The organism is Lapidilactobacillus gannanensis, from assembly GCF_003946675.1.
GTDB classification, from domain to species: Bacteria; Bacillota; Bacilli; order Lactobacillales; family Lactobacillaceae; genus Lapidilactobacillus; species Lapidilactobacillus gannanensis.
This window is the reverse complement of sequence record NZ_RHOT01000026.1, coordinates 20,219-31,773: the sequence shown is the minus strand read 5'-3', so window position 1 is coordinate 31,773 and position 11,555 is coordinate 20,219. Positions and strand designations below refer to the sequence as shown.

Genomic DNA, 11,555 nt, shown 5'->3' with positions numbered 1-11,555 from the left:
GTCACATTGGTATTGCATTGCAGGGATAAGCTGGTTAAAGTTGAGATGGTGTGAAGCCTCGCTTTCGTGATGGTTTTTGTCGACTTAACCTTAGCATATAGGCGCACCCAATGGGTGAAACACCAAAGCAGCGCAGTCCCGTGTGAATCATGGGATTGCGCTGCTTTTTTGAAATTCTATGAATAATCCAGGATTACTTATGTCCGACCATCGAAATCAAGGACCTAGTTTACGCAAGCTTGACGCGGGTATTGATTTTTGCTTTGTTTAACAGAACCGAACTGGTCACCACTGAAAGTGAGCTGAAAGCCATCGCCAATCCTGCGAGTTCTGGACTGAGTGTCACCCCTAAAGCATAAAAGATTCCCGCCGCGACTGGAATGCCCAAGACGTTATAAATAAACGCCCAAAACAAGTTTAGCTTGATTCTTGAGAACGTCTTTTTGCTCAACGCTAAGGCACGATCTACATCGCTTAAGTCATTCTTCACTAAGACGATTCCACCGGCATCGATGGCAATATCAGTACCCGAGCCCATGGCAATGCCGACATCGGCGACTGTCAACGCCGGCGCGTCATTGATCCCATCACCGGCAAAAGCGACTTTTCCGTGCGCTTGTAAAGCTTTAACGTGATCAGCTTTATCTGATGGCAACACGTCAGCGATCACCTCATCAATCCCAACCTGTGCAGCAATTGCTTTGGCGACACGAATATTGTCGCCAGTAAGCATCACTGTCTTCAATCCTCGAGATTTCAATGCCGCAATCGCCGCTTTTGAGGTTGTCTTAGGCGCATCTTGAATCGCGATCAGACCAATAATGGCGTCTCCCATCCCGACGTAAACAACGGTCTTAGCTTGATCTTGCAAGGCTGTGACTTGACCCGCTAGTTCGCTTGGAAGCTGATGATCTTCAATCAATTTATCATTGCCAACGAAGGCAGCTTGGCCCGCAACGGTCGCGGCAACGCCTTTGCCTTCAATTGCTTTGAAATTCTCAGCTTTAGGCACGTCAAGCGCACGCTCTTTGGCTGCAACCATCACTGCACTAGCCAGAGGATGTTCAGAAGTTGCTTCAAGTGCAGAGGCAATGGTCAAAATTTGTTTCTCATCGCCAATGACATCGGTAACCACTGGCTTACCGTTGGTGATTGTACCGGTTTTATCAAACACTACAGTTTTGATCCCGTTGGCTGCCTCCAATACTTCACCATTCTTGATTAAGATACCCATTTTGGCGGCTCGTCCAGTACCAACCATCAAAGCAGTTGGTGTGGCCAGTCCCAATGCACAAGGGCAAGCAATAACGACGACGGAAACAGCAAAAATCAAGGACGTTGCCAATCCTGAACCCAGCAGTACAAACCATACCCAGAAAGTGAGAATCGCCAAAATCAAAACTACCGGCACGAAAATATCAGAAACCTTGTCCGTGAGTTTTTGAATCGGTGCATGTGAATTCTGGGCTTGTTTCACCATCTCAACGATTTGCGACAACATCGTGTCGCCGCCAACCTTGTCTGCCGTAAAAGTCAAAGTCCCGTTACTATTGATCGTAGCACCAATCACGCGATCGCCAGCACGTTTTTCAACTGGCATACTCTCGCCGGTGACCATTGATTCGTCAATCGTGGAATGGCCTTCTTCAATAACCCCATCAACTGCGATCTTTTCACCTGGTCGCACGCGGATATGATCGCCGACAACGATTTCAGATACCGGAATCCGTTGGGCCTTACCATTTCGGATCACTTCGGCATCTTTAGCTTGCAGATCCATCAGTTTCGCAACTGCATTGGACGCACTATCGCGCATGCGCTCCTCAAAGACTTGCCCCAACATGATGAATGCAACGACCACAGCAGCCGTTTCAAAGAACACCGATTGATGTGTAAACATCGCATAAATACTGTAGAAATAAGTCGTTGCCGTTCCGATGGCAACTAACGTATCCATATTCGAATGATGTTTAGTGAAACTTGCCCATGCACTTTGCCAAAACGGTACCGCAGTCACTGCCATGATGATGGTCGTTAAAATCAACGGGGTCCAGTCCCCACCAGGTAACACGAAACCGAAAAGTGGGTGGAAAATCATCTGCGCAATCATTGGCAAACTTAGAATTAGGGACGTCCAAAATCTTGTCTTTACTGACATTAAGCAATCACAACCTTCCCGTGCATCATGTCCATACCGCAGCTAAATTCGTACTCACCAGCACGCTGCGTATCGATTGCCACGGTTTGAGGCAGATTTAGTGGTAACTCGGTTTCAAAATGTAAATCCTTAGAGTGCACCACATCTAAGCATCCTTGATCAGAAGTACGCGTAAAGGTAATCGATGCAGGAACGCCTTGCTTCAAATTCACAACTGCAGGCGCATACCCACCAGCAACTTCGACTTCAATTCGTTGTACATTTTCAGACATCATATTCACTCCTATTATTTTTGATTCGGCTAAGTTATTTGAACGTGCATTACTGAATGACAAGTTGTCCGTGAAACATGTCCATTCCACAAGCCCAACTGAACTCGCCCGGCTTGGAAGTATCAATCCGAATGGCTTGGGTCTCGCCTTTAGGTAAGGCTTGATTGATCCCAAAATCTGAAAAAACCACATGATCCAAACAACTTGATGGATCAGTACGAGTAAAGTTAAGGACTGCAGGCACGCCAGCCTTTAACACGATCCGTTCTGGTGAATAGCCGCCTTTAACCAACACATCAATACTTTGTTCGTCGCCGGTCACCGTCGCCTCACCAGATGCGACCTCATGTTTACCAAAGAACCACCAAATGATGAATCCAATTAACAAGACCCCAACAATTGTAACGATAATTTGTGTCATTTACTTTGCTACCTCCATAGCACATTCACAGTCATCCATTAAGCAGTTGCATGCTACCATATCTGGCGCATTATCGTGTCTATCAGCAAGTACTGCCTGCATTGTTTCGATATCAGGCTTACTAAGATTTAGATTCTTCAACAAATCCACCAAGACTGACCCCTGTTTCATCTCACACATCCGATCAAAGAACTCATTGGCATTTTGTTGCATTGTTTCCTGTTCCTTGATCAACGGTGAATAATGAAATTGTCGTCCAACCTTAACAGTAGTCAAAGCTTGCTTACCGACCAAACGCCGTAACAGTGTTTTAGTCGTTGAATCGGACCAATTCTGCTTGGCTCGTAGCACTTCAATAATATCGTTGGTATCAGCGCCGCCTTCGGTCCAAATCACGCGCATTACTTCCCATTCAGCACGAGACATTTCTGGAATTTCCATATCGGTCTCCCTTCGTTTACAGTTGTAACTTACGAGAATGATTATATGATTTGTATTTACACTTGTCAACATTAGATTCAATTTTTTTCTTGTCGTTCAACCCAAATCAGAACAATGCAGTCACAGTCGGTCTCTATAGTGCCATTTTCTGTGGTATCAGCACTCGCTTAAACTTCCACTTGGATTTTCAACATATTGCTCGTGAATTACAAATACATTCCGAGCCAAAAACGATGGGTTGTATTATATTGGCGTTGGATCATATATACGCTAAATGGTGAAATAGCTCGATAAAACTAGTGTTCAGGGAACCACATGCCTCGAGTTAATCTTTCAACTCTTTCCTTTGACCCTTCGCTTCCCAGAAAAGGCGCAAGCTCACGCACATCACTTTGTTATCGAGCGTTTTCGCGCAACACAACGACAGGTTAACTTAACGCGCTTGATCCACACATCAAACCATTGGTCCCCGCAGCCAATGGTTTTTCTACAGCATTTTAAGTACAAGTGAAATTATTTAACAAATTCCTGAATCCCCTTTCATTTCATGTGCCGAAAGTTGTCTGTCTATATGTAACCACATTAGTTGATTTTAGGAGGCCATTCAAATGAGTAGTGAACAAGAAGTGTCGCGGATGTTTATCCGCTATGTGCAGCAAGCGCTCAAGAACGAACGAATCAATCGCCACAAAGTCAATCTTCGCCGAATCAAAGAGACACCACTCGAAGAATGGCTCATCGAAGAAATTGAAGATCCACACCATCTTGACGAACTCAAACTGACCGATGAGGAAATCGAACACTTGGAGGACTTCATCGAAAACGAGCGTCTTGCCACGGCGGTTGCTTCCCTTTCTCTACCTGATAAGATGGTGTTGTATCAATACTATTATGACGAGCTGAACGACGTGGAAATCGGTAGCCGTTCCGGCAAAACTAGCCAGGGGGTGAATTATCGCCGGCAACGGGCTTTGAATCGAATTCGGGCAGCATACACAAACATGTAATGGATGCGGAGGAGTATTCAATGCATTATTCAGAGATCGATAACCTAGTACCGGTTATTTTGGCGGTTCAGGAGGACAACGACGACGCTGTTTCCCTCATGCTTGAATTATTTGGCCGTGATATTGACTACGAGGCCAAGTACGGGCAACGGCACGTCGATCCAGATTTAAGACAAGAGCTTCAAATCAAACTGATCTACATTGCGAAGTGCTTCAACGTTGAGCAGCACCTTGCGCTACCCTCACAAAATCCCGGTCAGAAAAAAACATAAACAATTTTCACCAATCCCTTTCATTTCGACCCGCTTTCGTTGTCTGTATATAACGAAGCGGGTTTTTGATTACCGCCGATGTCCTTTGACAACTGAATACCATCATTTAGCAACGCAGGCCTCACAACGCCACAACCTCACACGAGCGAGCGATTACCCCAGTAGGCCGGATACTTGTACGTCACTGCCACGAAACGGGAGAAAGAGCGTCTCACAGCGAGGTTCTCAATAGCCGGTTGGAACCGGGCTGAATGATGACCGCCTGTCGTATTCGCATCAGTCTGTTCGTGACTGCCGGAAAGGAGGCATGTTTTATCGAAGCACCAGCATCCCAGTCCACACTCGATTTTCCAATGGATGACCGCAACGTGATCGCGATTCGCAACGCGCTAGCCACCTTGTTTCTCGATGAGGTCAACAAAGCGCGTAACGAACTCGCCACCAACAATCGGTATCTGTTGAAGATGGAACTGTGCGACTACTTAAAAATTTCTAACAACACCTTAGATAAGTGGATTGGCCTTGGCCTACCACGAATCAACGTCTGCGGTGTGGTTCGTTATGATCGCGATGCCGTCGATGCATGGCTTCGCAAACGTGTTGAAGGATGGTAATATGTCGATGTAGCTTTACGTCCTGTTCAAGCTCGTTGACAACCAACAGGAGGTAAATATCATGGCAATTACTAAAACTGATGCAGGCACTTATTTTGTGGAGGTGTTCTACCCCAAAGACATTCGCGACATCATCGGCGTAAAGACGCTGCGTTACCGCAAAACCGTCGCAACCAAGCTGGAAGCGAAGGCATTGCAGAAGAAAGTCGAAGACAAGATCAAAGAAGCACAGCGCAAGGCGTCGGCGGGTTCCATTCAAACTAACGGCGAGATCCTGTTCAAGGATTTCTACCGGGAAGTTTGGTGGCCACTGTACACTGCCGGTGGTAGTGGGCGCATCCGGGTCGTTCCTTCCGAGGAAACCCAGGTCAACACCCAAAACATTTTCCGGTTGCACTTGCTACCGCTGTTCGGTGATTATTCATTGAACTACTTGAACCTGAACAAGCAGTTCGTGGTTCAAGAACTTTCAATCTTGGCTGAGAAGTACGCGAACATTCGCACGGTCAAGGCTTACGTTCGCCAAGTCTTCGAGGTCGCCGAGATCATGGACTACATCGACGCCAACCGTATCGAAAAAGCCCTACGATTGGTCGGCAGCCCGAAGAAGGAGCGGCTCGCCACTCGGCGTAAAATGACCGGCTCGTCTCTATCTGCTGATGAAATGATTGCTTGGCTCGATGCTGCCAAAGAAGACTTCGAGAACCGGAAGCTGTCCTTCCAAGACTACTTGCTGTTGCTGATGACGTTGAACCTTGGTGATCGCAAAGGCGAATCATACGGGTTGCAATGGAAACACATTGACTTCAACACCGGTTACGTCCTGATTATTCAAGCCCTCAAAAAGAGCGGCAAAATCGGGCCAACCAAAGCCAACAAGGAAACTTCACACCAGATCCCGGCGTTTCTGATTCCACTTTTGAAAGAGTGGAAGGAACAACAAGCCAAGGAGCTTGCTGACGTGAATATCCAAGCTGGCCCAGATCAGTTCCTATTCACCTACACCAACTTTAGAGGAGGTATCAATCAACCGCTCCATGCGGACTACTTGAACTATCGACTGAATTCAATCTACAAGCGCCATGCAGAGGAGCTGGTGCGCGTGACGCCACACAAGCTGCGGCACACGTTCTCCACTCTAGCTCACCAAGGTGGTGCCAGCCTCGAACTGATCTCCGAAGCGCTGACGCACTCCGATATTAAGACCACGCGGATTTACGTAAACACCCCTGATGTGGTCGGTCTGGATGTGCATAATAAGTTCGCTGAACGGATCGCAGAGGCGCGCAAGAATTCACTCGCGCAGGAAATGAAACTCAACGAAACTCGTTAAAATTGACGCACAAAGCAACGTAAGGCTTGAGCTGACGCCCTAAAAGGTCGCGATGCAAATGACCCTCGACAGAGACACGCGCACAAAACGCGCACAAAAACGAGGGACAAAAAAAGTGGCTCGCCCTAATTGGGAGAACCACTTTCCTAAACGAGATACGTTTGAAACGTTGTCGTACCAACGTTTCCATCTCGGTAGCATAACGATATTAACGTTTGCTAAATTGAGATGCCTTACGCGCCTTCTTCAGACCGTACTTCTTACGTTCCTTCATACGAGGGTCACGAGTTAACATGCCAGCGGCTTTAAGAACACCACGGAAATCAGGATCGACTTGTAATAAAGCACGAGCGATACCGTGACGAACAGCACCTGTTTGACCTGAGAAGCCACCACCATGAACATTAACATTAATGTCATATGAGCCTTCTGTTTCAGTCAAAACTAGGGGTTGTTTCAAATCTTTGATAAGGTTAGCAAATGGAAGATAATCTTCTGCTGACTTTTTGTTGATCGTGATTTTACCTGTTCCAGGAACGAGGAAAACACGCGCAACTGAATCTTTACGACGGCCAGTGCCGTTATACATAGCTTGTTGTGCCATTTATAATTTCCTCCCTACTTCAAGTTTGTAAGATCTAAGACTTCTGGTTTTTGAGCTTGGTTAGCATGCTCTGCACCAGCGTATACATGTAACTTCATGAATTGTTGGTGACCCAACGTATTCTTAGGTAACATGCCCTTAACTGACAATTCCACAAGCCGAGTAGGATTGTTAGCTAACAAGTCGCCAGCTGTCCGTGTCTTCAAACCACCGGGATGATCACTGTGGTGCTGATATAATTTATCAGTTGCTTTCTTACCAGTTAATTTAAGTTTTGATGCGTTGATAACGATTACGTTATCACCAGTATCAACGTTAGGTGTAAATGTTGGTTTGTTCTTGCCGCGCAAGATTGATGCAACGACTGTTGAAACCCGACCTAATGAAATATCTGTGGCATCAATAATATACCATTTACGTTCAATTTCGCTTGGTTTTGCCAAAGGTGTTGTACGCACGATAAATTCCTCCATACATAATGTTTTGTCTGACACTCAATAAGTTTCCGGGGCCTATCGTGGGGCAAACAAATACCAACAACTAGTTTACCGAAAATAGGCCTTGAAGTCAATGAAAATTTGTGGTTACTGGGATTTTTTTAACAAGAAAAGGGGTTATTTATGATTGACGCCGCAAACCATGTGGATGTTTCGGCTGCAGTGGTTTCGTCAGTGGAATCTGACTGAGCGCAGCTAACTCGGCCTCATCCCCAGGATAGTATACTTTCTGCAAATAAAGGCCACTGGCTGGTGCAGTACCGCGAGCTTGCTGCCGATCTTTCACCGTGAACAATCGTAACAAGTCATGTTCATCCCGACGACCATTACCAATTTCCAATAAGGTCGCCACCAGAATACGCACCATATTATATAGGAAGCCATTGCCAATGAAAGTAAAAATCAATTCGTGTTGGCCTGGATCCGCGCTAACCTTAGCGCGATAAATTGTTCGAACTTTATTTTTAATGACCCCACCACTGGCCGCAAAACTTGTGAAGTCATGTTCACCTAACAAATCTTGCAAGGCCGTCTCAATCCGCTCTACATCAACTGGATAAGGATAATGCCCTGTATACAATCTTTTAAACGGATCAGTAAACCGACCTTGACTGACGCGATATTGGTAACATTTACCAAGTGTATCAAATTGGGCATGAAATTCTGGGTCGGCGATTTGACTGTCAGTAACTTCCATATCTAAAGGCAATAGGCTGTTCAACGCCATTAGCATGTTTCGCGCCGGAATTTTCTTAGGATAATCGAAATGGATCACCTGGCCATAAGCATGAACGCCAGCATCAGTCCGCCCAGAACCATGAACGCGAATCTGCTCACCCTTAGTCATCTTGATTAAAGCCTGTTCCAGCGTACCTTGAACTGTCCGCTGATTTTTCTGTACTTGGAAGCCGGCAAAGTTGGTGCCATCATAAGCAACGGTAATTCGATAACGTGGCACACAGCCACCTCCTACATCATTCTTTCTAGAACTAACATCCCGGTGCTGATCACCACGAAGGCGCCGAGCACCCAACTATCGCGCATTTGCCATTTCAAAATTCGGTAGCGGGTGCGACCTTCACCATCGCGATAACCACGCGAGATCATCGCCGTAGTCAAATCCGAGGCAATATCAATACTGCTCATCATCAAAGGAATCAACAGTGGTAACAAAGCCTTGGCGCGCTTCAGCAAACTACCATTATTGAAATCCACACCGCGTGCACGCTGGGCATTCATAATTTTCGTGGTCTCATCCATTAGCTTTGGTACAAACCGTAAGGCAATCGACAACATCAACGCCACTTCATTAACAGGAAACTTGATGACACGCAAGGGACTGATCAAATACTCCAAACCGTCAGCAATTTCCAACGGCTGAGTCGTCAAGGTCAACAGTGTCGACATGAAAATAATCAACAAGAACCGGGCGGCAATATAACCAGCGTTGATCAAGCCTTCGCGACTGAGACTAAGCCAGCCCCACTGCCAATAAACATGTTGACCACTGGTAAAGAATAGTTGCAAGCCAACTGTGAACAGAATCAGCCACAGCATCGGCCGCAAACCACGGAGAAAGAAGCTCAAATAAATTCCTGACGCCCAGACACTAACGACAACGACGGCACCTAGAATAACGTAACTAGGCCAATGTTGGGCAAAGAAAATCAAAACAATGAAAAGGATGTTTAAAATCAATTTTAAACGCGGGTCCAACCGATGGACAAAAGAATTTCCAGGATAATAACGGCCAAAAATCAATTTATTCATAAGTAACCACCTGCTTTAACTGCGGGGTTAGTTGCGCCAACAATTCTGGCACCGTCAACGGTACCTGGGAAAATTGGAAGCCTTGTTGCTGCAACTGCTGCACTAAGCGACCCGTGCTAGGCAACTCGAGGTTATGCTGATGGAGCCAAGGAATATCGGCGAAAATTTCTTGCGGTTGGCCTGTTTTCAAGACCCGACCTTGTTCCATGACCACCACTTGTTCAGCATAACGCACCACGTCGTCCATTTGATGAGTGACTAAAATCACGGTTAAATTGCGTTCACTTTGAATCTTAGCAAATAACGTCATCATTTCTTCACGACCAACGGGATCCAAACCAGCCGTGGGTTCATCAAGAACCAGAACTTCCGGTTCCATGGCTAACACACCAGCAATCGCTACCCGCCGCATTTGTCCACCTGATAAATCAAAAGGCATTTTATCCTCAAGCTCGGGAGCAATCCCGACTAACCGCAAAGCACGTCGGGCAATTTCATCAGCCTCTGCGACTGATTTGCCAAAATTCTTCGGTGCGAAGGCCACATCTTTTAAGACGGTTTCTTCAAACAATTGACTTTCAGGAAATTGGAAAACCAAACCGACTTTGCGGCGCAAATCATAAAGTTCTTTATTTTTTGTCTGCGGCGTCACCACTTGTTGACCAATCACCACTTCACCTTTTGTCGGAATCAGTAAGGCATTCAGATGCTGTAGCAACGTGCTTTTGCCACTACCAGTTTGACCAATGATGGCGTTATAAGTACCGCTTTTAAAATGTAAATTAATATCACGCAAGCCTAGCGTCGCCATTGGAGAGTCAGCTTGGTAAGTGTAATCTACTTGTTTGAATGTAATGTCCATAAATTCTTCACCAACTGCTCCTCATCTAAGTAATGATCAGCCACCTTCACGCCCGCCTGCAGTAATCCTTGGCGGACCTTCTCGCTTAATGGCACCGTTAAGCCATGCTGTTGTAACATCTCACCTTGGGCGAAAATCTCCGCTGGTGTCCCGGACGTGATCACTTTGCCATTATCCATTAAAATCACCTGATCAGCTAGGGCGGCTTCGTCAATATCGTGAGTAATCGAAATAATCGTAAACTGACCCGTCTTCCGTAATGACGTCATCAAACTCACCACATCATGACGCCCTTGGGGATCAAGCATACTGGTCGCTTCATCAAGAATGATCACTTGCGGCCGTTGCGCGAGCACCCCAGCCAAAGCCACCCGCTGTTTCTGACCACCGGATAAACGTGCTGGTTCATGATCAGCATAAGCCGTCATCCCCACTTGCGCCAAGGCAGCCTGCACCCGGGGAATCATTTCTGCCCGGGGCACGCCGTTATTTTCCATGCCAAAAGCGACATCATCAGCCACAGTAGCGCCAACGAATTGATTGTCAGGGCTCTGGAAAACAATCCCAATTTTGCGACGAATTGCCCAAACGGACTCCTCGGTTAACAACTCGCCGTCAATGTAGACCTCACCAGATTGTGGTGCAATTAAGCCATTGAGCATTTGCGCCAAGGTACTTTTGCCGCTACCATTATGGCCGACAATTGCAATCCACTGACCAGGTTCAATCGTCAAGGAAACATTCTGCAAAGCTGGTACTTTGCTATTCTGATAAGTATAAGTCAGATCCTTCACCTGAATAATTGGTACCATCAGCCAACCCGCCCCTAATTTTTATTCAATAGTCACATTTTACCATATTTCGGCTTTACTTTAAGTAACCAAGCTGTTAAAAATGATGACTGGATTTTTAGTTCAAATACAAATGGCGTTTTAAAGCAGAATGGCGTCTGACTTCATTGCGGGCTTGCTGGTTGTGGAACGCTGCCGGCATCGATTTGAACCAATTAAAGACCGAATTGTTTCAAATACGAGCCTTTGAAGCAACGACAAAAAGCATTTTCCAAAAATAAAACGAACTTTAACAGCTGAAACGTGTTCTCAAAAGGCAACCGGTTCCGCTTAACGCCAAAATATCGATCAATTCTAACGAATTGGTCGATATTTTACGTTAATGCTCACCGGCTAACCGCCTTTTGTCACACTCTGAAATTTGGCTGCTGACAACCACGCCCTCCATTCCGTCTGGAGTTGATTTTGTGCACTTTATACTTACTTGTTTTAAATTCTAATTTAGCAAAATTC

Annotated in this window: 14 protein-coding genes; 4 read left to right on the top strand and 10 right to left on the bottom strand. The window is 46.0% G+C overall.

The features are described from left to right. Nucleotides 1–229 precede the first annotated feature (229 nt). Genes EKM81_RS07980 through EKM81_RS07965 form a run of 4 tightly spaced genes read right to left on the bottom strand, consistent with a single transcriptional unit; the run spans nucleotide 230 to nucleotide 3,292 of the window. The gene (locus EKM81_RS07980) at nucleotides 230–2,158 is read right to left on the bottom strand and encodes a copper-translocating P-type ATPase (RefSeq protein ID WP_016383456.1); all 1,929 of its coding nucleotides are present in this window, start codon (nucleotides 2,156–2,158) and stop codon (nucleotides 230–232) included. Then, entirely contained in the window at nucleotides 2,158–2,430 is a 273-nt protein-coding gene (locus EKM81_RS07975; protein ID WP_016383457.1) for a cupredoxin domain-containing protein, read from the bottom strand. The genes EKM81_RS07980 and EKM81_RS07975 overlap by 1 nt, the downstream gene beginning before the upstream one ends. Before the next feature lie 49 nt (nucleotides 2,431–2,479). Beyond that, nucleotides 2,480–2,851 (bottom strand): cupredoxin domain-containing protein, encoded by a 372-nt coding sequence (locus tag EKM81_RS07970; protein WP_016383458.1) that lies wholly within the window; start codon nucleotides 2,849–2,851, stop codon nucleotides 2,480–2,482. Next, the gene (locus EKM81_RS07965; protein WP_016383459.1) at nucleotides 2,852–3,292 is read right to left on the bottom strand and encodes a CopY/TcrY family copper transport repressor; all 441 of its coding nucleotides are present in this window, start codon (nucleotides 3,290–3,292) and stop codon (nucleotides 2,852–2,854) included. A gap of 608 nt (nucleotides 3,293–3,900) precedes the next feature. Here EKM81_RS07965 and EKM81_RS07960 point away from each other — a divergent pair. The 4 genes from EKM81_RS07960 (at nucleotide 3,901) to EKM81_RS07945 (ending at nucleotide 6,518) form a co-directional block, all read left to right on the top strand. Next, entirely contained in the window at nucleotides 3,901–4,299 is a 399-nt protein-coding gene (locus EKM81_RS07960) for a sigma-70 RNA polymerase sigma factor region 4 domain-containing protein (RefSeq protein WP_016383460.1), read from the top strand. Nucleotides 4,300–4,319: 20 nt separating this feature from the next. After that, the gene (locus EKM81_RS07955) at nucleotides 4,320–4,571 is read left to right on the top strand and encodes a helix-turn-helix domain-containing protein (protein WP_016383461.1); all 252 of its coding nucleotides are present in this window, start codon (nucleotides 4,320–4,322) and stop codon (nucleotides 4,569–4,571) included. Between the two features lie 251 nt (nucleotides 4,572–4,822). Then, nucleotides 4,823–5,185 (top strand): helix-turn-helix domain-containing protein, encoded by a 363-nt coding sequence (locus tag EKM81_RS07950; protein WP_016383462.1) that lies wholly within the window; start codon nucleotides 4,823–4,825, stop codon nucleotides 5,183–5,185. A 61-nt stretch (nucleotides 5,186–5,246) separates the two neighbouring features. Beyond that, on the top strand, nucleotides 5,247–6,518 hold the full coding sequence (locus tag EKM81_RS07945; protein WP_125650551.1) for a site-specific integrase: 1,272 nt from the start codon (nucleotides 5,247–5,249) through the stop codon (nucleotides 6,516–6,518). A 208-nt stretch (nucleotides 6,519–6,726) separates the two neighbouring features. Here the strand turns inward: EKM81_RS07945 and rpsI are convergent, their stop codons facing one another. The 6 genes from rpsI to EKM81_RS07915 all read right to left on the bottom strand — a co-directional run bounded on the left by rpsI (nucleotide 6,727) and on the right by EKM81_RS07915 (nucleotide 11,063). Then, nucleotides 6,727–7,122, bottom strand: coding sequence for a 30S ribosomal protein S9 (rpsI, locus tag EKM81_RS07940; RefSeq protein ID WP_125650549.1), 396 nt, complete (start codon nucleotides 7,120–7,122; stop codon nucleotides 6,727–6,729). Nucleotides 7,123–7,136: 14 nt separating this feature from the next. Continuing rightward, on the bottom strand, nucleotides 7,137–7,580 hold the full coding sequence (rplM, locus tag EKM81_RS07935) for a 50S ribosomal protein L13 (protein WP_125650547.1): 444 nt from the start codon (nucleotides 7,578–7,580) through the stop codon (nucleotides 7,137–7,139). Nucleotides 7,581–7,740: 160 nt separating this feature from the next. Then, nucleotides 7,741–8,577, bottom strand: a complete 837-nt coding sequence (gene truA, locus EKM81_RS07930; protein ID WP_125650545.1) for a tRNA pseudouridine(38-40) synthase TruA — start codon at nucleotides 8,575–8,577, stop codon at nucleotides 7,741–7,743. 11 nt (nucleotides 8,578–8,588) lie between these two features. Then, nucleotides 8,589–9,389 carry an energy-coupling factor transporter transmembrane component T family protein gene (locus EKM81_RS07925; RefSeq protein ID WP_125650543.1) on the bottom strand — a complete coding sequence of 267 codons (801 nt, stop codon included), beginning with the start codon at nucleotides 9,387–9,389 and terminating at the stop codon, nucleotides 8,589–8,591. Continuing rightward, the gene (locus EKM81_RS07920; RefSeq protein WP_125650541.1) at nucleotides 9,382–10,251 is read right to left on the bottom strand and encodes an energy-coupling factor ABC transporter ATP-binding protein; all 870 of its coding nucleotides are present in this window, start codon (nucleotides 10,249–10,251) and stop codon (nucleotides 9,382–9,384) included. The genes EKM81_RS07925 and EKM81_RS07920 overlap by 8 nt, the downstream gene beginning before the upstream one ends. Next, nucleotides 10,227–11,063, bottom strand: a complete 837-nt coding sequence (locus EKM81_RS07915; protein ID WP_125650539.1) for an energy-coupling factor ABC transporter ATP-binding protein — start codon at nucleotides 11,061–11,063, stop codon at nucleotides 10,227–10,229. Before EKM81_RS07915 ends, EKM81_RS07920 begins: the two co-directional genes overlap by 25 nt. Nucleotides 11,064–11,555: the final 492 nt, after the last annotated feature.